Consider the following 20,916-nt stretch of genomic DNA (forward strand, 5'->3'; position numbering starts at 1 on the left):
CCAGCTTTCGCGGCTGTCTGGGCCTGATTTCATCGGATGACGACCCGATGGACCGTCACGACAGCGTCCATCACCCCCAGCCAGCGTTCCTCACCCAGCACGGCCGCCGACGTCGCCCCGGCAACCGCGTCAGGAAGCCAGAGCATAGGCTCGCGGGCCGGTCTCGCGAATCGCACCTGCAGCTCGTGCGAAATCAGCCGCTTGCGCCGCGCACTGTCGACCAGGCCGGCAAGCTCGCGCTGCAGGTCGTCGCAGCACGCGTCATCGGTGACAACGGCTGCCATCGTGTACGTCCCGGACCCACCTACGGGGCCAACGATGACGGACTCGTCAACCCACGCGGAGAGGTTGAAGGCGGGCTCGGACGGACTCGGCATTCACCGGATTCTCCAGGAAATGCACGGGCGACCGCCGTCGTCATCCACAGGTGTCCCGGGGCATCGCGGGGCATTCCGGGGCAGATTGTCAGGACGGGAGCTTTCGCGGGGGACGGAGGGCGAGAGGGTCAGCGGTGGAACCAGTGTTTGGTGGGGCGTTGGAGCATGAGGGTGAGGAGGGTGGCGTGGACGGCTAGGCCGAGGATGCTGGCGGGTAGGGCCATCAGGCCGCCGGCGATGCCCATGGCGGCGACTGCGATCAGCATGTAGCGGGACCAGCGGCGGCGTTTGCGGAGGTAGAGGGCGGGGACCAGGTAGATGAACGCGCAGATCATCGCCGCCGCCACTGCAACCGGGGTGTTGTCGCGTGAGCCGGTCAGTACTTCGGAGATCTGACCGCCGGCCGAGGTGAGGGTGAGGACCGCCAGTAGCAGGCACATCGCACCCAGCCCGATCGAGATCACCGAGGCGATCGTCACCTGCTTGGGTGGGGTCAGCTGATAGCTGTACGTATCCGGTGCCGCACCGAACAGGCCGCTGTACGGCCCTGGTCGCTCTTCGCCCGGCATGTCGCCGCGCTGCTCACTCATTCGGTCCGATGTTCCTTCCACCTACCCCCGCCTCGATCCTGCCAGATCACCCAAACCGCGACACGGCAACGTCGAGGTGGAGGAAGCGCAGGTACGGCGTGAGGTCCGGGCGGCCGGGGTACGACGGGCGGAAGCGCACCGTCGTACCGGTGGTGCCGTCGGTGGGGATGGGGTCCAGTGCGGTGACTGGGATGCCTTGTTCGTAGCGTTGGGTCCAGGAGCCGTTGGCGCGGCGGTTCGTGTGGATGAGCCAGTCGCTGAGGGCCGCGACGACGGACATGCCGCGGCGGGGATGACCGTCGGGCAGGAGCGGTGCGGCCGGGTCGTCGAAGAAGCGGAGGTCCTTCGTCGCCATGATCGGCTTCTTCACCACATTCCCGTGCTCGTCGACGCGGGTGTCGGTCCCGCGACCGTTGTCGGCGATCGAGATCGAGCCGTCCTCGTGCAGCGTGACCGCGCACTGACCGCGATGCCCGATCGATTCAGCCTCGTCGTCGGGGTACGCGAGCACCTCCAGCACGAGATGGAGTACGCCGCCAGGCGCGTAGTCATCAGGGTCAGCGCGGATCGCGTCCAGATGTGCCCGGTCGACGGAGGCTGCCCAGTCGTGTGTGGTGTTGACCCAGTGCGTCACTGAGCCATTCTCCCCGATTCCTTTGGTGGCCGTCGGCGGTCTGCACATCAAAAGATCCGGAGGGAGAGATATGCGCAAGATCATCGCCTCGGCACTGGTGACGCTCGATGGGGTTGCCGAGGATCCAGGTGGCTACAGCGGTACGTCGGACGGCGGGTGGGCGCAGCCGTACTTCGTGGAGGAGTCGGTCCGGCTGTCCATCGAGAAGCTGGCGGGGTGCGACTACTTCCTGTGCGGACGACGTACCTACGAGATGTTCGCGGCCGCGTGGGGCGATGCCGAGGGACCGTACGCCGACCGGCTGCGGAGCCTGCCGAAACTCGTTGCCTCGACCACCCTGAAAGGCGACCTGACCTGGAACGCGAAGCTGCTCGAGGGCGATGCGATCGCCGCGCTGAAGCAGCTGAAGGAACAGGACGGCGGCGACATCATGATGTACGGCAACCCGGTGCTCCTCCGCAGCCTGCTTGAGAACGGCCTGGTCGACGAGCTCGATCTCATGCTGCACCCGGTGCTCGTAGGGACCGGGCAGAAGTTGTTCGTGGACGAGACTCCAGCCACGAAGCTCACCCTGGAAAGCCACACCGCGTTGGACAACGGCGTGACGATCCTGACCTATCGAGCCTGAACGGCCAGGGCCCCGGTGAAGACCGGGGCCCTGGCACTGTCAGGACACTTCGAGCGCGTCCTTGGACTCGTTGAGGGTGACCGTGACGGTCTCGCCGTCGCGGACCGAACCGTCCAGCAACACGCGAGCCAGCTCGTCGCCGATCGCGGACTGGACCAGCCGGCGCAGCGGGCGGGCGCCGTACACCGGGTCGTACCCGGTCATCGCGAGCCACTCCATCGCGCCCTCGTCCACCTCGAGCGTGATCCGCCGGTCGGTCAACCGCCGCTGCAGCGCGGCGATCTGCAGCGCCACGATCTGCGTCAGCTCCTCGCTGCCGAGCGCGTCGAACAGCACGATCTCGTCCAGCCGGTTGATGAACTCCGGCTTGAACGACTGCCGCACGACCGCCATCACCTGGTCCCGCTTGGCCTTCTCGTCCAGCGACATGTCGGCCAGGTACGCCGAACCCAGGTTGCTGGTCAGGATCAGGATCACGTTGCGGAAGTCGACCGTACGACCCTGGCCGTCGGTCAACCGGCCGTCGTCCAGCACCTGCAGCAGGATGTCGAAGACCTCGGGGTGCGCCTTCTCGACCTCGTCCAGCAGGATCACCGAGTACGGACGGCGCCGCACTGCCTCGGTGAGCTGGCCGCCCTCCTCGTACCCGACGTAGCCGGGCGGGGCGCCGACCAGCCGCGCGACGCTGTGCTTCTCGCCGTACTCCGACATGTCGATCCGGACCATCGCCCGCTCGTCGTCGAACAGGAAGTCCGCAAGCGCCTTCGCCAGCTCGGTCTTACCAACACCGGTCGGACCGAGGAACAGGAACGAACCAGTCGGCCGGTCCGGGTCGGAGATGCCGGCCCGCGCCCGCCGTACGGCGTCACTCACGGCCTTGACCGCCTCGCGCTGACCGATCAGCCGGTGACCCAGCTCATCCTCCATCCGGAGCAACTTGCCGGTCTCGCCCTCGAGCAGCCGCCCGGTCGGGATCCCGGTCCACATCGCGATCACCTCGGCGATCTCGGTCGGACCGACCTCCTCGTTGACCATCGCCTCGGGGCCTTCGGCGACCTCGTCCTCCTCGGACGCCTTCTCCAGCTCCTTGGTCAGCTCGGGAATCTCGCCGTACAGGATCCGGGCCGCGGTCTCCAGGTCGCCGTCGCGCTGGGCCCGCTCGGCTTGGCCGCGCAGCTCGTCGATGCGCTCCTTGACCTCACCGACCCGGTTCAGGCCGGACTTCTCCCGGTCCCAACGGGCCTCCAGCGCGCGCAGCTCCTCCTCGCGGTCGGCGAGGTCGGCACGCAGCCGCTCCAGCCGCTCCTGCGACGACGGGTCCTCCTCGCGGGACAGTGCGAGCTCCTCCATCTTCAGCCGGTCGACGGTCCGCCGGAGCGAGTCGATCTCGACCGGGGACGAGTCGATCTCCATCCGCAGCCGGGACGCGGCCTCGTCGACCAGGTCGATCGCCTTGTCGGGCAGCTGGCGACCGGAGATGTACCGGTGCGACAGCGTGGCCGCGGCGACCAGGGCCGAGTCGGAGATGGCGACCTTGTGGTGCGCCTCGTACCGCTCCTTCAGGCCGCGCAGGATCGCGATCGAGTCCTCGACCGACGGCTCACCGACGAAGACCTGCTGGAAGCGGCGCTCCAGCGCCGGGTCCTTCTCGATCCGCGTCCGGTACTCGTCCAGGGTCGTGGCACCGATCATCCGCAGTTCACCACGGGCCAGCATCGGCTTCAGCATGTTGCCGGCGTCCATCGCGCCTTCACCGGACGCACCGGCGCCGACGACGGTGTGCAGCTCGTCGATGAACGTGATGATCTGACCGTCGGACTCCTTGATCTCGGTCAGCACCGCCTTCAGCCGCTCCTCGAACTCACCGCGGTACTTCGCACCGGCGACCATCGCGCCGAGGTCCAGGCTGATCAGCCGGCGGCCACGCAGCGACTCGGGCACGTCACCGGCCACGATCCGCTGGGCGAGGCCTTCGACGACGGCGGTCTTGCCGACGCCGGGCTCACCGATCAGCACCGGGTTGTTCTTGGTACGACGGGACAGCACCTGGACCACGCGCCGGATCTCGGAGTCACGGCCGATGACCGGGTCGAGCTTCCCGTCGCGAGCGCGCTCGGTCAGGTCGACGCCGTACTTCTCCAGGGTCTTGGTGGTGCCTTCGGCCTCCGGGGAGGTGATCCGGCGGTTGCCACGCATCTGGTCGAACGCCTGCAGCAGCGCGTCCGCCGTCACGCCGAGCGCGGTCTTGGCCACACCCTCGACGGTCGCGAGCGCGATCAGCAGGTGCTCGGTGGAGACGTACTCGTCCCCGAGCCCGAGGGCCCGCTGCTCTGCCTGGCTCAGCACGTCGCCGGTCTTCGGCGACAGGCTCGGCGCCTGCACGCTGCCGCCGCTCGCCTTCGGGAGCCGGCTCAGCTGCGCGGCGGTCTTCTGGCGTACGGCGTCGATGTCGCCGCCGGCTGCCTCGAGCAGACCGATCGTCGTCCCCTCGGGCTGCGCGAGCAGCGCGGAGAGCAGGTGAATCGGTTCCACGGTCGGGTTGCCCGCCGCGGAGGTCTGACGGATCGCGACCGACAGGGTTTCCCGGGCCAGCGTCGTCAACCGCTGAACGTCCATCTGGTTCCAGCCTTTCGAACTCAAATAACAGGTCTCACCAGACACAACCTATCGAAACTTGAGTCCATTCCACTCAACTCTGGAAAATCCCAGGGATGAGTCAGGGTGGCACCACCAGGCGCCACCCCTTGATCACAGACAGTTGACGACTAACGGCGCCCGGCGGACACCAGACCGGCCTCGTAGGCCAGGATCACCGCCTGCACCCGGTCCCGCAGGTTGCACTTGGCCAGGATCCGGCTGACGTGGGTCTTGACCGTGTGCTCGGTCAGCTGCAGCTCGTCGGCGACCTCGGCATTCGAGTTGCCCTTGGCAACGAGCTCCAGGACCTCCCGCTCCCGGGCAGTGAGCACGTCCAGAGTGGCCGCGACACCGGGCGCCGGGCCGCTGTCGGCGAACCGGTCGATCAGCCGCCGGGTCACCGGCGGTGCGAGCAGCGCGTCGCCGCCGGCGATCACCCGGACCGCGTTGATCAGCTCGTCCCGCGACGACCGCTTCAGCAGGAACCCGCTGGCCCCGGCGCGCAGCGCCTCGTACACGTACTCGTCCAGGTCGAACGTGGTCAGGATCAGCACCCGCGGCCCGCCCGCCAGCCGCCGGGTCGCCTCGATCCCGTCCATCACCGGCATCCGCACGTCCATCAGTACGACGGCCAGGTCCAGGATCGCGGCCGCCTGCCGGACCGCGTCCGCGCCGTCGACGGCCTGCGCGACCACCTCGATGTCCGGCTGGCCGTCCAGGATCATCGCGATCCCGTCCCGGACCAGGTCCTGGTCGTCGACCACCATCACCTTGATCGGCCGGTCCGGCAGCTCCGTCACCGGTTGCCCCCGACCGGGAACCACGCGGCGACCGTCGTACCGGCTCCCGGCGTACTGCGGATGTCCAGCGTGCCGCCTTCGATCCGGACCCGCTCGCGCATCCCGGCCAGCCCGTGGCGACCGCCGTGGGCGGCCACCGCCAGGTCGAACCCGCTCCCGTCGTCGGTCACCTCGACCCGCACCCCCGTCTCTTCGATCCGGACCAGAACCTGCGCGGCCGACGCCTTCGCGTGCCGGACCACGTTGGTCAGTGCCTCCTGCACCAACCGGTACGCCGCCAGTTGCTGACCCTCCGGTGGACCGTCGGGATCACCCGCCACGTCGAGCGCAATCGGCAGGTGACCGTCCGATACATCCGTGACCAACTGTGACAGATCCCCCAGGCCAGGCTGTGGCGCCAACTGCGGGTCCGGGATGCCTTCCTCGTCGCGCAGCGCGGACAGCAGCCGGTCCAGCTCGCTCAACGCCCGCCGCCCGGCGTCCCCGATCCGCTGGAAGCCGGCCAGTACGTCAGCCTCGCCGCGACGGATCAGGTCCGGCCCGGTCTCGGCCTGGATCACCATTAAGTTGACCGCGTGTGCGACCACGTCGTGCAGGTCCCGCGCGATGAACGACCTCTCGGTCAGCACGACCTGCTCGGCCTCGCGCTCGACGGCCACCCGCTCGAGCTCGGCCTCGCGCCGGGCCGACTCGCGGTTCCGCCGGTACAGCCGGACCGCGATCCCCGCACACAACGGCACGAGCAGGATCAGCGACCAGGTCAGCGGCCACTGCCTGTCGACCATCTCCTCGTAGATCGTGTTCCGCATCCGCTGGGTGTCGCTGTCCCAGAAGAAGTCCTGGCGCCCGACCTTCGGGAAGATCAGGATCAGCTGCGGATACCTGATCAGCTCGGCGATCGTGGGCAACGCGGCCAGCACCAGGACGGCTCCCGGGATGCTCCACGCCAGCGAGCGCGGCGCCGTACCGAGGGAGAACAAGGCGATCGCGAGCGCGAACAGCAGCGTCCAGACCTCGTTCGTCTGCCAGAAGGAAAGCAGCGATGCGATCCCCAGTACGGCGACCGGGACGACCGGCCAGCGCCGGCGGACGACCAGCGTCAACGGCGCGAAAGCTATCGCCCACCGCATCCAGCCCAGCGCCGTCCACCAGTTGCCGTTCTTCTCCTGGTCCCACCACAACTCGATCAGAACCGGCGAGGTCAGCGCGACCGCGAGCAGTACTTGGACCGGCCATACCGCGGTCCGGGGACGGACGGCCGCCTGCAAGTCCTCGATCCACTGCCCGGCGGAACGGCGTACCGGGACGACCCCGCGGCGACGCCGGACCAGCAGGGCCGCAGCCGCTGCGAGGACGACGACGGCCGAGATCCACCACGCCCAGTGGTGGGCCGCTACCCGGTCCCACGACGACTGGGTGATGCCGCGCAGGGTGCCGCCGCCGAAGTCGTCCTGGTAGTGCCGGAAGATGTCCGGATAGACGCGATACACGAAGGCGCCGCGATCCAGATCGACGAGGACAGGCAGGCCGGCGACCAGCACCGTGAGGATCAGGCCAGTGCCGGTCCCCCAGCGGTTCGGCAGGTACCAGACCGCGAGCAACGCGCCGATCAGCATCGGCCAGGCGACGCTGGCCGCCAGCAACGACATGCCGTAAGCGCCGACGATCAGCCCGCCGAGCGCGAGCGCCGGATCGAGTCTCCGGATCGCGACGAACAACGGGGTCCAGGCGACCAGGACGACCAGCCAGCGCGGACCGTGTGCCCAGTAGTCGGCGCGCTGGACGACCCAGAACTGGACCGCAGCGGTTGCCAGCAACGCCAGGACGACGTCGGGCCAGGCGATCCGCGCTTCGGTCGCCGGCAACCTGAACCAGCTGGCCGGCCAGCGCCGCAGTTGTTGCTTCACCACCCCATTGTGGAGCCCGGCCGCCCCGCCTGCCGTCACTCCCAGGAGTGACACCGGGTCATTCCTGAGTGCAACGCGGGCGGTTCCGGCGTCGCCCGCAGCGGCGACCCAGGTTGGCTCTCAGCGGCGATGTGCCGGACCGGTGCCCGCCGGGATCGTCGGGGACATGACAATCGACCTTGTTTCGGAACGCGTCCGGCGACGGGTGCCGACCGCAGTTCTGATGCTGGCGGCAACGATGTTGCCGGTGCTCTGCCTGCTGGTCTGGCACCCCTGGAACGCGAACATGGGTGACCTCAGGGTGTACTTCGCGGCGGCCCGGGGGCTCGTCGACGGTCAGGACATCTACACGGCACATCACAACTTCCCGGGCATGGGCCTCGGGTTCACCTACCCGCCGTTCGCCGCGCTGGTGTTCGCACCGCTGGCGGTCGGACTGCCGTTCGCCCGGGTGGCGATCACGCTGGCGTCGGCAGTGTCGCTGCTGGTGATCGGCTGGACCACGGCGAAGGCCTTGCGGTGGGGGCCGGTCGCCACCCTGGTGATCGCGTTCGCCGCGCTGGCGTTCGAGCCGGTGTGGTCGACCTTCGGCCTCGGCCAGATCAACCTGGTCCTGCTGGCGCTGCTGATGCTGGACCTGGTCGGCCCCATGCCGCGCCGGTTCCGCGGCGTCCTGGTCGGTGTTGCCACCGGCATCAAACTCACCCCGGGCATCTTCATCCTGTTCCTGCTGGTGACCAAGCGCTACCGCGAGGCGGCGGTCGCGGCCGGTACGACGGCGGCCACGATGGTGCTGGCGTACCTGGTGATGCCGCGGGCCACGACCGACTTCTGGACGAAGTACGTCTTCGATCCGGACCGCCCTGGGCCGGCGCACTACATCAGCAACCAGTCGCTGCGCGGCATGATCGCCCGACTGACCCAGGGGTCAGCCGTGACCGTCCCGCTTTGGTTGCTGATGGCAAGCATCGTCGGTGTCGCGGGGTTGCTGCTCGCGCGGCGGCTGCACGATCGCGGCCTGCCCTTCGAGGCAGTCGTCGCGACCGCCTTCACCGGACTCCTGGTCTCACCGATCTCGTGGACGGGCCACTGGGTCTGGATCGTCCCCGGGCTCGCGGTGATGTGGTCGCACCGCGCCGCGCTCAGGTCGTGGCGGACGGCCGTGTCGGTGGTGATCACCGGCGTGTTCCTCACCGGGATCGTCTGGTGGCTGCCCTTCGCGCACGACCAGGAGTTCCACTACAACGCGTGGCAGTCCCTGGTCGCGAACGCGTACCTGATCTCCGCCCTCGTGCTGATGGCGGCCGGCCGGCTGGCTCAGCCGCTGAACTCGGAGGCACGGATCCTGTAGACCTGCAGATTCAGGTCGTAGTACTTGTCGGTCTCACCGACCCACTGCAGGCCGAGGCGCTTGGCGGTCGCGATGGCGCGCTTGTTGTTCGGGCGGGCGACGGCGAACAGTTCGTCGACGTCACCTTCCTTGAACGCCCAGCGCATCAGCGCCCCGCTGGCCTCGGTCGCGTACCCGTTGCCCCAGGCGCTCGGCCGCAGCTGCCAGCCGATCTCGAGATCCTCCTCGTACGGCGGCAGCAGGCGGATCAGCAGGGCGCCGACCACCTCACCGTCGTCGCGACGGGCGACCGCCCAGCGGCCTGCCGGGACCACGAAGTTCGGCTGGGCCTCGATCCAGGCCTGCAAGATCAAACGCATGGTGGCGGCGTCCGGCACCTTCTCGATGGCCGGTGACAGCCAGGGCGCCACGTCGGCGGAGCCAAAAATCTCCAGCGCGGCGTCGGCGTCGTCTTCCTCCCAGTCCCGGATCAGCAGCCGGTCCGTCTCCAGCTTCAGCGTCACCTCGCCAGGGTATGCGGTCGGTGGCCGCAGACAACAGGTTCTCCGGTGTCCGGCAGATGAACGCACACAAAGCCTCCGGCCGATCCGGCCGGAGGCTCTGGTGAAGAGGCCGCAGGGCGGTCCTGGGAACGGACCACCCCGCGGGGGTCGAAGGGCGCCGGGGGGAATGGCGCACCTTCGACTGTGGAGGCGTCGCGGGGAACGACGGCCTCCACCGGAACCGGAGGCTCCGAGGGGGTTCGGAGTACCTCCGGTGGTCTGTGGAATCCCCGGGGTGAAGGATCAGCGCGAGCCGAGCTCCAGAGGCTGGGTGCGGATCCAGCGCGTCGTGGTCTGCTGCCGGCCCATGGCGATCACGTCGCCGGCTGGGCCGGCCGAGAAGACCCGGCTGGCGGCGGGGCGCCGGGAGGCGCCGACACCGCGTTGGACCTCGGCCAGAAGCTGGTTGACCCGCTGACGCAGGTCCTCCACTTCCGACTGTAGCGCGAGGATGTGGCGAATTCCCGCGAGGTTGACGCCCTCCTCCTGGGACAGATGCTGCACGTAGCGCAGCCTCGCCACGTCGTACGCCGAGTACCGCCGGCCGCGGCCGGACGCCCGGCTCGGCACCACCAGGCCGAGCCGGTCGTACTGGCGCAACGTCTGCGGATGCATGCCGGCCAGCTGGGCCGCCACCGAGATCACGTAGATCGGGGTGCGGTCGTCCCAGGTCGGCACCTGGCTGAACGGGATACCCATCACGAGCTCCCGAACAACCCGGCCCGCAGATCAGGATGATCCGACGCGGAGTTGAACTCCTGCAGCTTTTCCTTCTGCTCGTCGGTCAGCTCGTGCGGCACCTGCACCTCGAGGGTGAGGAGCAGGTCTCCCTTGGTACCGTCCCGGCGGACCGATCCCTTGCCGCGGACGCGCAGCTTGCTGCCGTTCGCCGTACCGGAAGGGATCCGGACCGTGACGGGCAGGCCGTCCAGGGTCGGAACCTTGATCTCCGCGCCCAGCGCCGCCTCGGTGAAGCTCACCGGGACGTTCAGTGTCAGGTGCTCGCCCTGCCGGCCGAAGATCCGGTGCGGCTTGACGTGCACGGTGACGTAGAGGTCGCCCGCGGGGCCACCCCGTTCGCCGGCCGCGCCCTTGCCCTTGAGCCGGATCCGCTGGTTGTCCTGCACGCCCGCCGGGATGCGGACCTGCATGGTCTTGCTCGACTGGCCGCGGCCGGAGCCGTGGCAGGTCTCGCACGGCTGGTCGACGACCAGGCCACGACCCTTGCACTCGGTACACGGCTCGGTCATGGCGAACACGCCGCCCTGGACCGAGGTCTGCATCCCCGTGCCTTCGCACTTCAGGCACACCTTCGGCACCGTGCCGTACTTCGCGCCGGTGCCACGACAGGTCGGGCACGGCTCGTCGCTGGTCATCCGGAGCCCGACCGTGACACCGTTCACGGCCTCGGCGAACTCGATCGTCGCCTCGGTCTCGATGTCCTGACCGCGCCGCGGACGGGCCGTCGTCGAGGTGGTCGTACGCTGGCCACCACCGCCGAACATGCCGCCCAGGATGTCGCCGAGCCCACCACCACTGTTGCCGCCCGAGCCGCCGCGGTTGAACAGGTCGCCGACATTGAAGTCGAAGCCACCGCCCTGACCGCTGCCGGTCGGCATCCGGAAGCCACCGCTGCCGAACAGCCGGCGCGCCTCGTCGTACTCCTTGCGCTTCTTGGCGTCGCCGACGACGTCGTACGCCTCGGAGACCTCCTTGAACTTGGCCTCCGCGGACGCGTCACCGGCGTTGGAGTCGGGGTGGTACTTGCGCGCCAGCTTGCGGTAGGACTTCTTGATCTCGTCGGCCTCGGCGGTCTTGGAGACGCCGAGAACCTTGTAGAAGTCCTTCTCGAGCCAGTCCTTCGTGCTCATCCGACGCCTCCCCTCCCGTCGTGGTCGGTACTACTCCGCGGACCTGTCCGCGTCTTCATCTGTGCTCTCCACCGGTACGTCGGCCTTCGCAGCCTCGGCCGGCAGTTGTTCGGTCGGCTCCGACACGGCCACCCGGGCCGCCCGCAGAACCCGCTCACCCAGCCGGTAGCCCGGCTGCATGATCATCGTCGCGGTCGGACCGTCGACCTCGTCGGAGTAGTTGTGCAGCAGGGCCTCGTGGATCCGCGGGTCGAAGGTGTCGCCCTTCTCGCCGAACTTCACCAGGCCGAGCTTCTCGGTGACCCGCTCCAGCGATTCCGCGACCGCCTTGAACGCGCCCTCGAGCTCACCCGCCTCCCGGGCCCGGCCGACGTCGTCGAGGGTCCCGAGCAGCTCGGTCAGCACCGAGCCGATGACGAGCTCCCGCGACGCCTCCCGGTCCCGGTCGACGCGGCGCTTGTAGTTGACGTACTCGGCCTGCAGTCGCTGCAGGTCCGCCGTACGCTCCGCGAGCGCTTCGGTCAACAGGGCCTCCTGGGCGGACGGGCCGACCAGGTCGGACGGGTCCCGCGGCGGCTGCGCGCCCGGGGTGCCCGGCGTACCCGGCTGGGCGCCGGGCGCGGGAGCCTCGGAAGTCTCCCGCGCCGCGCCGGTGTCCGGGTCGATCCGGCGCTTGTCCCGGACGACGGGCTCGCCGTCGCCGAACTCGCTGCCAGTGGGTCGATCCGTCACTTGTCCTCCGTCTTGTCCTGCGGCCGGTCCTCGTCCACGATCTCGGCGTCGACGACATCGTCGTCGTTGCTGGTCGAGCTGTCGTCGGAGGTGGTCTCCTCGGACGAGCCGCCGGCGGCCTGGGCGTTCGCGTACATCGCGGCGCCCATCTTCTGGCTGGACTGGGCGAGCTTCTCCGAGGCGGCCTTGACCGCTTCGGCGTCGTCACCCTCGAGGGCCTTCTTCAGCTCCGCGGTGGCGTCCTTGACCTCGGTCTTGACGTCGTCGGGGACCTTGTCCTCGTTCTCCTGCAGGAACTTCTCGGTCTGGTAGACGAGGCTCTCGGCCTGGTTGCGGTTCTCCACCGCTTCCCGGCGCTGACGGTCCTCCTCGGCGTACTGCTCGGCGTCGCGGACCATCTGGTCGATGTCGGTCTTCGGCAGCGCGGAGCCACCCGTGACCGTCATCCGCTGCTCCTTGCCGGTGGCCAGGTCCTTGGCGTTCACGTGCACGATGCCGTTCGCGTCGATGTCGAAGGTGACCTCGATCTGCGGCACGTTCCGCGGCGCCGGCGGCAGGCCGGTCAGCTCGAAGTTGCCGAGCGACTTGTTGTCGCGGGCCATCTCGCGCTCGCCTTGGTACACCTGGATCATCACCGACGGCTGGTTGTCCTCGGCCGTGGTGAAGATCTCCGAGCCCTTGGTCGGGATCGTGGTGTTGCGCTCGATGATCTTGGTGAACACGCCGCCCTTGGTCTCGATACCGAGGCTCAGCGGGGTCACGTCGAGCAGCAGGACGTCCTTGACCTCACCCTTCAGCACACCGGCCTGCAGGGAGGCGCCGACCGCGACGACCTCGTCCGGGTTCACACCCTTGTTCGGGTCCTTGCCACCGGTCAGCTCCTTGACCAGGTCGGCCACCGCGGGCATCCGGGTCGACCCGCCGACCAGGATCACGTGGTCGATCTTCGCCACGTCGATGCCGGCGTCCTTGATGACGGCCTTGAACGGCGCGCGGGCGCGCTCCAGCAGGTCGTTGGTCATCTTCTGGAACTCGGCCCGGGAGAGCTTCTCCTCCAGGTGCAGCGGGCCCGACTCGGTCAGGCTCAGGTACGGCAGGTGGATCGTGGTCTCGGCCGCGGCGGACAGCTCGATCTTGGCCTTCTCGGCGGCCTCGGTGAGGCGCTGCATGGCCATCTTGTCGCCGGACAGGTCGGTGCCGTTCTTGTTCTTGAACTGGGTCACCAGCCACTGGACGATCCGGTTGTCCCAGTCGTCACCACCGAGGTGGTTGTCACCGCTGGTCGCCTTCACCTCGAAGACGCCGTCGCCGATCTCCAGCAGCGACACGTCGAACGTGCCACCACCGAGGTCGAAGACCAGGATGGTCTGCTCGGTGCCCTTGTCCAGGCCGTACGCGAGCGCGGCCGCGGTCGGCTCGTTGACGATCCGGTGCACCTTCAGGCCCGCGATCTCGCCGGCCTCCTTGGTCGCCTGGCGCTGCGCGTCGGAGAAGTACGCCGGCACGGTGATGACCGCGTCGGTGACCTGCTCCCCGAGGTACGCCTCGGCGTCCCGCTTCAGCTTCTGCAGCACGAACGCGCTGATCTGCTGCGGGGTGAACTTCTTGCCGTCGATGTCCACGCTCCACGCCTCGCCCATGTGGCGCTTGACGGAGCGGATGGTGCGGTCGACGTTCGTGGTGGCCTGGCGCTTCGCCACCTCGCCGACCAGGACCTCGCCGTTCTTGGCGAATGCCACCACCGAGGGCGTCGTGCGCGCTCCCTCGGCGTTGGGGATGACGGTGGGCTCGCCACCTTCCAGTACGGCGATGACGGAGTTCGTCGTACCGAGATCGATTCCGACCGCGCGGGCCATTCTTTACCTCCACGAAGTTGAGTGATGCGGACTCAATGTTGCCCGTTCGTCCGTCTCGGTTCAAATCCGTGACGCAACAAACTTGAGTTCACTAGACTCAACATCGCACATCGCCCAGGTCATTCCCAAGGGCGGGCCGAGATTTCGGGGTCCGGGCCAGGGTGCGGCCAGGGAGACCCCTCCCGGGGAAAGGTTTACCGTGCGACCCTGTCCCTGTGAAACTCCGCGCGATGTCCCCCGCCGACTACGGCGCGGTCCTCGCGCTGAACGCCACCGCCGAAGGCCTGGTCGACCCCCTCGGGGCCGACCGCCTCGACTGGCTCCGCCTGATCGCCGCCCACGCCGCCATCATCGACCTGGACGGCGACCCGGCCGGCTTCGTCCTGACCTTCACCCCGGGCTCGGCGTACGACGGTCTCGAGTTCGACTGGTTCACCCAGACCTACGCCGACCGCTTCCTGCTGATCGAGCGGATCGTGGTCGCGCCCGGGCACCGGCGGGAGGGCATCGCGACGCAGGTCTACCGCGCGATCGAACGTGCCGCGAAGCCGTTCGACCGCGCCGTAGCCCGCGCCCGCTCGCACACGCTGGACGACTCCGGCCTCTCTTTCCACACCTCCCGCGGCTACGTCGAGGTCGCCAAGCAACGGCTCCCCGACGGCACCACCGCCAGCCTCCTGTCCAAGGACCTGGCCGACTAGAGCCGCCGTACGTCGAGCAGGGCCCGGACCGGCAGCTCGTGCCGCAACCGCGGTTCGGTCAGCCCGTCGACGATGCAGGCCGCGCCGATCCAGCGCGCCCCGCAGGCCTCCACCAACGCACGACCTGCCAGGGCGGTGGCACCGGTGTCGACCCAGTCGTCGACCAGGAGCACCCGGTCACCACCCTGGATCAGATCCCGGCGGAACCCGAAGACGACGTGACGATCCCGATAGTCCGGTCCTGTGGTGCACATCACCCACCGGTCGCTGTCGGTCGCCGGCCAGGCGTCCCTCCGCATCTCCACGAACCCGACCCCGACCGCAGCAGCAGTCAGCGCCCCGACCAACGACCCCCGCGACACCGGCCCAAGGACGACAGTGGGCACCTCGTCGTACAGACCGGCAAGCGCCGGCCCGAGCGCCCGCAACAACTCGGCATCCCGCCACCAGCCGGTCAGATCGGCGTAGTTACTTCAGACCCCACGATCCGTCCGCCACTGAAAGGCGTCCCGCAGCCGCGCTCTGGTGTCCATGCCTCCAGGGTGGCACCCTCCGGCCCCGTGGCGCACTTGGATTTGGGGATGGCCGGATCCCCAGGCCATCACAATCGGTGTCGGGCCGGCCTCCTGAGCGTCGCCGCGGTCAACGGCGGTGAATTGTGATGGCCTGGGGATCCGCCTGTGGATAGAGATGAGCAGCGTTCTCTGATTTCCGTCACGATCAGGACATGTCTGAGGTTGTCGAGGTGCTCCTGCGACGAGGCGGGGTCGCGACGTTCGGGCAGCTTCGCGCCATCGTCTCGCTGCGCGCGATTCGTGCTGCACTGGACGGCGGGCTGATCACCCGCATCGCGAAGGGTGTCTACGCCGTGCCGCCCGCGGCGGACCCACTTGCCGCCGCTCAGGCCCAGGGCGGGGTCGTCTCACACCTGAGCGCAGCCGTCCTGCACGGATTCGCCGTGCTCGAACTGCCGGACAAACCACAGATCACCGTCCCGCGCGGACAGCACCGACGATTGAGCCCGGTCGACTGCCAGCTGTTCTGGGCCGACCACGTCCCGTCCGACCGCGGGTGTACCGGCAAGCTGCGGACGGTGCTGGACTGCGCTCGCACCTTTCCCTTCGCCGCCGGGCTGGCGGTGGCCGACTCCGCGCTTCGGCTAGGTGTGATCGACCGGTCACAATTGGCGGTTGCGGCCGGCGAACTCGCTGGTCCTGGCAGTCGGCGGGCGCGCCGCGTTGCCACGGCTGCGGATGGCCGCGCCGAGTCCCCGCTGGAGTCCGTGCTGCGGTCTCTGCTGATCGCGGCCGGCGTCGACGGCTTCGAGCCGCAGGTCGTGATTCGCGACGGCGTCTTCTCCGCCCGTGTCGACCTGGGACATCGCGGGCTCTTGCTCGCGCTGGAAGCCGACAGCTTCGCATACCACGGCAGCCGGACCGCGCTCAGGCGCGACTGCCGCCGGCACACCAACCTCACCATTCGCGGTTGGCGCCTGCTCCGCTTCTCCTGGGAGGACGTGATGTTCGACCCTGAGTGGGTGGTGGATGCCATCCGTCAAGCGATGGCCGGATCTGCAGGCCATCACAATCTGCAGGACGTTGGCGTCTCACGCGGGCGAGCCGCGCAGGTGGGCCGATTGTGATGGGCTGGAGATCCGCTACACCGGTCGCCCTGCAATGAACGTCCGGGACACCAAAGGGACGCCGGGGCGGTAGGAGAGGTGTAGGTGGGAGGGGGCGTCGAGGACGGCCAGGTCGGCGCGGGCACCGGGGGTTAGGTGGCCTCGGTCGGGGCGGCGGAGGGAGGCGGCGCCGCCGGCGGTGGCGGACCAGAGGGCTTCGGCGGGGGTCATGTGCATGTCGCGGACGGCCAGGGCGATGCAGAAGGACATCGAGGAGGAGTAGCCGGAGCCGGGGTTGCAGTCGGTGGCCAGGGCTACGGTGACGCCGGCGTCCAGGAGACGGCGAGCATCCGGGTACGGCGAACGGGTCGAGAACTCGATCGCGGGTAAGAGACCGGCCACGACGCCCGCGGAGGACAGCGCGTCGATGTCGGCGTCGGTCAGATAAGTGCAGTGGTCCGCCGCGGCCGCGCCAACCTCGCAAGCGAGCTGTACGCCGGGGCCCTCGCCGAGCTGGTTCGCGTGGACCCGGGCCTGCAGGCCGCGGGCGATGCCGGCTTGGAGGATCGCACGGCCCTGGTCGGCGTCGAAGGCACCGCGTTCGACGAAGACGTCGATCCACTTCGAGTGCTTGGCCGCCGCGTCGAGCATCGGGCCGGTCACCAGCGACACGTAGCCGGCTGGATCGTCGGCGTACTCGGCCGGCACCACATGCGCCCCGAGGTACGTCGTCTCGTCGGTGAACTGCCCCGCGATCTCGAGCGCCCGCGCCTCATCCGCGACCGTCAGCCCGTACCCGGACTTGATCTCGACCGTGGTCGTCCCCTGCCGCCGCATCTCGGTCACCAGGCGGGACACGTTCGCGGTCAGCTGCTCGTCGGTGGCCTCCCGGGTCGCGGCGACCGTGGTCCGGATGCCGCCTGCGGAGTACGGCGTACCGGTCATGCGGGCCGCGAACTCCTCGGCGCGATCGCCCGCGAACACCAGGTGCGAATGCGAGTCGACGAACCCGGGGATCACCGCCCGCCCGCCGAGATCGAGCGCGCCGTCGGTCGCAGGTGCATCGCGTCGTTGGCCGACCCAACCGATCGTGCTGCCGTCGATCACGAGCGCCGCGTCATGCAGCTCACCGAGCAGACCGCCGTGCGCAGGGTCGTTCGTCACCAACGAACCGACGCCGGTCAGCAAGAGCGAGCTCATCGGGTCACCGCCTCGATCGAGGCAGCCAGCTGCGCCGGGGCGTCCAGACGAATGTGCTTGCTATTGGCAACCAGATGATCTCCCGAGACGACAACATCGGACACGTCCGCGGCCGATGCCGCGAAGACCGCAGTCTCCAGGCCGCCGCCAGTGCCGGCGGTGCGGACGGTGTCGAGGCGGATCGCGACCAGGTCCGCGCGTGCACCCACCTCGATCACCCCCGCGTCCTCGAAGCCGATCGAGCGGTGGCCGTCGGTGGTGGCTGCTTTGAGGAGCTCGGGCGCCGACCAGTGGCCGCGCTCCTGGGACGCGAGTCGCTCGTCCAGCTCGACCGCGCGCATCTCCTCGAACAGGTCGATCACCGCGTGGCTGTCGGAGCCGAGCGTCAGCGGCGAGCCCGCGTCGCGCAGCTGCACCGACGGACCGATGCCGTCGGCAAGGTCGCGTTCGGTGGTCGGGCAGAAGCAGGAGTACGTCGCGGAACTGCCGAGCACCCCCACGTCGACATCGGTGAGATGCGTGGCGTGTACCGCACTCGTCCGCCCGCTCAGGAACCCGGCCTCGTCGAGCACCTGGGCCGGCGTCCGCCCGTACGCCTTGAGGCAAGCGGCATTCTCCGCGACCTGCTCGGACAGATGAATATGCAGCGGTACGTCGGGAAACGCCGAGGCGACCGCGCCGAGCTGATCCTGCGGCACGCCCCGGACCGAGTGGGCGGCGGCGCCGATCACGACGTCATCGTCACCGGACAACTGCGCGACCCGGGCAGCCCAAGCCGTCGCGTCGCCGTCGCTGAACCGTTGCTGCACCTCGTTGAGCGGCTGCTCGATGCCGCCGGCGAGGTAGCACGTGTCCAGCAAGGTGATCCGGATGCCGACATCGCGGGCAGCGGCGATCAGCGCCGACCCCATTGCGTTCGGGTCGTCGTAGCGGTGGCCGCCCGGCGCGTGGTGGAGGTAGTGGAATTCGCCGACCGCGGTGATCCCGGCGAGCAGCATCTCGCCGTACACAGCCTTCGCGAGGTCGTAGTACGTGTCGGGGGTGAGCGCGGCGGCGACGGCGTACATCTGGTCGCGCCAGGTCCAGAACGTGCCGCGCTCGGTCTGCGTCCGGCCGCGGAGCGCGCGGTGGAAGGCGTGACTGTGACAGTTCGCCAGGCCCGGTACGACGAGGCCGTTCAGGATCCGGGCATCGCCGGGGGCCGCGTCCGCCTCGACCGAGGTGAAACGGCCGTCGGCCGTCGACACCAGGACGCCGCGCGCGAGGCCGGTCGGGAGGAGGGCGGTCTCACACCAGTACGACGTCACTTCGCGAGATCCTTGAGCACGGCGGCCAACGCCTCGACGCCCGCGAGGCAGTCGTCCTGCTCGGCGTACTCGGCGGGAGAATGGGAGATGCCGGTCGGGTTGCGGACGAACAGCATCGCGGTCGGGATGCCGGCGGCCGAGAACACGCCGGCGTCGTGACCGGCGCCGGTCGGGAGGACCGGAGCGCCGTCCAGCACGCCCACCAGCCGATCCCGCAGCCCGGCCGGGAAGTCGACGATCGGTGACACCGATTCCGGAGTCACCTCGAGAGTTGTGCCGTCGCGCTCGGCGCGCTCGGTGGCTTGCTTGGTGATTGCCGCGAGCAACAGCTCGAGCGTCGCGGTGTCGGCGGCCCGCGCATCGAGCCAGGCAGTGACCTGCGACGGTACGGCGTTGGTGCCGTTGGGCTCGACCGATACCCGGCCGAACGTCGCGCGGGCGCCGGTCAGGCGGGCCTGTTTGTTCGCGGCGAGGGCGGTCATCGCGTAGGTGAGCATCGGGTCGTGCCGATCCTCCATCAGCGTGGTGCCGGCATGGTTGGCCTCACCACCGAACGTGAACCGGTACCGCCCGTGCGGCCAGATCGAGCTCGCGACACCCACCGGCGCGGTCAATCCACGACCTTGCTCGACATGCAACTCGACGAACGTCCCCATCCGCTGCATCAGCGGCGAAGGTCCAACCCCAGCCGGGTCGATCCCTGCGCCTTCCAATGCTGCTGAAAGCGGCACTCCAGTCCGATCCGTCAACTGCAGAGCCTTCGCCGCGGGCAGCACTCCAGCCGCGACCCGGGACCCCAGACAGGGCATCCCGAACCGCGACCCTTCTTCTTCCACGAACGCCCCTACACCTATAGGCACGCTCGGCTCGAACCCCTCCGCCCGCAACGCATCCACAGCCGCCAGCGCAGAAACAACCCCCAGCGGCCCATCGAAGGCACCACCATCGATGACCGAATCCAGGTGGCTCCCGGTGACGACACCTGGACCGTCTGATGAGCCCCACCAGGCGATCAGGTTGCCGATGCCGTCGGATTCGACGGCCAGCCCGCGGGCGGCGCACTGGTTCAGGAACCAGTGCGTCGCCTCGCGTTCGGTCGGGCTCCAGCCGCCTCGGGTGTAGCCACCGGTTTCGGGGTCACGGCCGATGGCGGACTGGTCGGCCCAGAGGGATTCGAAGCTCAAGACAGCGGGTTCTTCGACAGCCAGTCCTTGGCGACCGCGTCCGCGCTCTCCTTGCCGACGTCGATCCGCTTGACCAGATCGGTCAGCGCGTCCGTGGTCAGCTTGGCGTCGACCGCGTTCAGCGTCGCGGTGACGTCGTCGGACTTGTGGTCGGTCCGGATCAACGGAACGATGTTGTTCGGCGGCAGGATGTGCTCCGGGTCCTCCAGCTGGACCCAGCCCTTGTCCTTGATCACAGCCTGCGTGGTGAACAGGTCGGTCACCTGGATCTGGTTGGTCTCCAGCGCCTTGATGCTCAGCGGGCCACCGGCGTCGAGCGTCTTGTAGTCCTTGAAGTCGACGTCGTACTTCTCCTTCATGCCCTTCAGCCCGGCGGTCCGGACCTTGAACTCGGAGCTACCGCCCGCGACCAGGTTCTTGCCCTTCAGGTCGCCGATCGACTTCAGGCTGTACTTGTCCGCGGTCTCCTTGGTCACCACGATGGTGTCCTCGTCGGTGGCCGGCGACATGTCCAGGATCTCCAGGCCGGGCGTCAGCGCCTTCTTCAGCGCGTCGTACGCCTTCTGCGGGTCGGTCTCGGTGGAGTTCTTGTCGAAGTACGCCAGCGCGGCGCCGGTGTACTCCGGGACCAGGTCGACGGACCCGTCCTTGATCGCGGCCATGTAGGTCTCGCGGTTGCCGATGTTCGGCTTCTTCTTCACCTCGATGCCCTTGGCGGCCAGCGCCTGGCCGTAGATCTCCGCGATCAACTGGCTCTCGGAGAAGTCGGCGGACCCGACGGTGATGCTGCTCACCTTCGAGGGCGCCGGCGAGCTGCCGGCGTTGTCACTGCCGAGCTGGTCGCCCCCACCCCCACAACCAGCCAGGCCGAGCACCGCCACCCCGGCGATCGCAGTACGGATGAGTGTGGATCTCAACACGAGAGCCTCCAGTGTTCTCGTTCAGCCATCGACCGGTGCCGATGGATGCAGCCCTAGT

20 protein-coding genes are annotated in these 20,916 nt (G+C 68.8%); 4 read left to right on the forward strand and 16 right to left on the reverse strand.

The genetic code is table 11. The annotated features are described in order from the left end of the window. Positions 1-29: 29 nt before the first annotated feature. From OHA18_RS12520 to OHA18_RS12530, 3 genes are all read right to left on the reverse strand, one after another. On the reverse strand, positions 30-377 hold the full coding sequence (locus OHA18_RS12520; RefSeq protein WP_329004216.1) for a hypothetical protein: 348 nt from the start codon (positions 375-377) through the stop codon (positions 30-32). 128 nt (positions 378-505) lie between these two features. Further along, positions 506-967, reverse strand: a complete 462-nt coding sequence (locus OHA18_RS12525; protein WP_329004217.1) for a hypothetical protein — start codon at positions 965-967, stop codon at positions 506-508. A 46-nt stretch (positions 968-1,013) separates the two neighbouring features. Beyond that, positions 1,014-1,601 (reverse strand): hypothetical protein, encoded by a 588-nt coding sequence (locus tag OHA18_RS12530; protein ID WP_329004218.1) that lies wholly within the window; start codon positions 1,599-1,601, stop codon positions 1,014-1,016. Positions 1,602-1,671: 70 nt separating this feature from the next. Between OHA18_RS12530 and OHA18_RS12535 the strand changes: the two genes are divergently transcribed. Beyond that, positions 1,672-2,229, forward strand: coding sequence for a dihydrofolate reductase family protein (locus OHA18_RS12535; protein ID WP_329004219.1), 558 nt, complete (start codon positions 1,672-1,674; stop codon positions 2,227-2,229). A gap of 39 nt (positions 2,230-2,268) precedes the next feature. Here OHA18_RS12535 and clpB read toward each other — a convergent pair whose 3' ends face one another. From clpB to OHA18_RS12550, 3 genes are all read right to left on the reverse strand, one after another. Further along, positions 2,269-4,845, reverse strand: a complete 2,577-nt coding sequence (clpB, locus tag OHA18_RS12540) for an ATP-dependent chaperone ClpB (protein ID WP_329004220.1) — start codon at positions 4,843-4,845, stop codon at positions 2,269-2,271. Positions 4,846-4,994: 149 nt separating this feature from the next. Continuing rightward, on the reverse strand, positions 4,995-5,633 hold the full coding sequence (locus tag OHA18_RS12545) for a response regulator transcription factor (protein ID WP_329006095.1): 639 nt from the start codon (positions 5,631-5,633) through the stop codon (positions 4,995-4,997). Between the two features lie 29 nt (positions 5,634-5,662). Further along, a complete protein-coding gene (locus tag OHA18_RS12550) occupies positions 5,663-7,573 on the reverse strand; it encodes a sensor histidine kinase (RefSeq protein ID WP_329004221.1) in 1,911 nt (636 codons plus the stop codon). A gap of 166 nt (positions 7,574-7,739) precedes the next feature. Between OHA18_RS12550 and OHA18_RS12555 the strand changes: the two genes are divergently transcribed. Beyond that, positions 7,740-8,924 (forward strand): glycosyltransferase 87 family protein, encoded by a 1,185-nt coding sequence (locus OHA18_RS12555; protein WP_329004222.1) that lies wholly within the window; start codon positions 7,740-7,742, stop codon positions 8,922-8,924. Here OHA18_RS12555 and OHA18_RS12560 read toward each other — a convergent pair. The 5 genes from OHA18_RS12560 to dnaK form a co-directional block, all read right to left on the reverse strand. Next, positions 8,891-9,427: a GNAT family N-acetyltransferase gene (locus OHA18_RS12560; RefSeq protein ID WP_329004223.1), complete on the reverse strand. Its 537-nt coding sequence runs from the start codon at positions 9,425-9,427 to the stop codon at positions 8,891-8,893. The two genes, OHA18_RS12555 and OHA18_RS12560, sit on opposite strands and share 34 nt — an antisense overlap. Before the next feature lie 282 nt (positions 9,428-9,709). Beyond that, a complete protein-coding gene (locus OHA18_RS12565) occupies positions 9,710-10,165 on the reverse strand; it encodes a heat shock protein transcriptional repressor HspR (RefSeq protein ID WP_329004224.1) in 456 nt (151 codons plus the stop codon). After that, on the reverse strand, positions 10,165-11,337 hold the full coding sequence (gene dnaJ, locus OHA18_RS12570; RefSeq protein ID WP_329004225.1) for a molecular chaperone DnaJ: 1,173 nt from the start codon (positions 11,335-11,337) through the stop codon (positions 10,165-10,167). Before dnaJ ends, OHA18_RS12565 begins: the two co-directional genes overlap by 1 nt. Before the next feature lie 30 nt (positions 11,338-11,367). Further along, on the reverse strand, positions 11,368-12,069 hold the full coding sequence (grpE, locus tag OHA18_RS12575; RefSeq protein WP_329004226.1) for a nucleotide exchange factor GrpE: 702 nt from the start codon (positions 12,067-12,069) through the stop codon (positions 11,368-11,370). Continuing rightward, entirely contained in the window at positions 12,066-13,925 is a 1,860-nt protein-coding gene (gene dnaK / locus OHA18_RS12580; protein ID WP_329004227.1) for a molecular chaperone DnaK, read from the reverse strand. The genes grpE and dnaK overlap by 4 nt, the downstream gene beginning before the upstream one ends. A gap of 215 nt (positions 13,926-14,140) precedes the next feature. On the opposite strand from dnaK, the gene OHA18_RS12585 reads away from it, so the two are divergent. Then, positions 14,141-14,626 carry a GNAT family N-acetyltransferase gene (locus OHA18_RS12585; RefSeq protein WP_329004228.1) on the forward strand — a complete coding sequence of 162 codons (486 nt, stop codon included), beginning with the start codon at positions 14,141-14,143 and terminating at the stop codon, positions 14,624-14,626. Here the strand turns inward: OHA18_RS12585 and OHA18_RS12590 are convergent. Beyond that, on the reverse strand, positions 14,623-15,057 hold the full coding sequence (locus tag OHA18_RS12590) for a phosphoribosyltransferase family protein (protein WP_329004229.1): 435 nt from the start codon (positions 15,055-15,057) through the stop codon (positions 14,623-14,625). The genes OHA18_RS12585 and OHA18_RS12590 overlap by 4 nt on opposite strands. A gap of 296 nt (positions 15,058-15,353) precedes the next feature. Here OHA18_RS12590 and OHA18_RS12595 point away from each other — a divergent pair, with 296 nt between their 5' ends. Then, entirely contained in the window at positions 15,354-16,268 is a 915-nt protein-coding gene (locus OHA18_RS12595; protein ID WP_329004230.1) for a DUF559 domain-containing protein, read from the forward strand. Positions 16,269-16,283: 15 nt separating this feature from the next. On the opposite strand, the gene hutI is transcribed toward OHA18_RS12595, so the two are convergent. The 4 genes from hutI to OHA18_RS12615 are packed head-to-tail and all read right to left on the reverse strand — an operon-like array spanning position 16,284 to position 20,858. Further along, positions 16,284-17,447, reverse strand: coding sequence for an imidazolonepropionase (gene hutI / locus OHA18_RS12600; RefSeq protein ID WP_329004231.1), 1,164 nt, complete (start codon positions 17,445-17,447; stop codon positions 16,284-16,286). Beyond that, positions 17,444-18,754, reverse strand: coding sequence for a formimidoylglutamate deiminase (locus OHA18_RS12605; RefSeq protein WP_329004232.1), 1,311 nt, complete (start codon positions 18,752-18,754; stop codon positions 17,444-17,446). Before OHA18_RS12605 ends, hutI begins: the two co-directional genes overlap by 4 nt. Beyond that, positions 18,751-19,938, reverse strand: a complete 1,188-nt coding sequence (locus tag OHA18_RS12610) for an allantoate amidohydrolase (protein ID WP_329004233.1) — start codon at positions 19,936-19,938, stop codon at positions 18,751-18,753. The genes OHA18_RS12605 and OHA18_RS12610 overlap by 4 nt, the downstream gene beginning before the upstream one ends. Further along, a complete protein-coding gene (locus OHA18_RS12615) occupies positions 19,935-20,858 on the reverse strand; it encodes an ABC transporter substrate-binding protein (RefSeq protein ID WP_329004234.1) in 924 nt (307 codons plus the stop codon). The genes OHA18_RS12610 and OHA18_RS12615 overlap by 4 nt, the downstream gene beginning before the upstream one ends. Positions 20,859-20,916: the final 58 nt, after the last annotated feature.

It is taken from the genome of Kribbella sp. NBC_00709, from assembly GCF_036226565.1.
In the GTDB taxonomy this organism is placed as follows: Bacteria; Actinomycetota; Actinomycetes; order Propionibacteriales; family Kribbellaceae; genus Kribbella.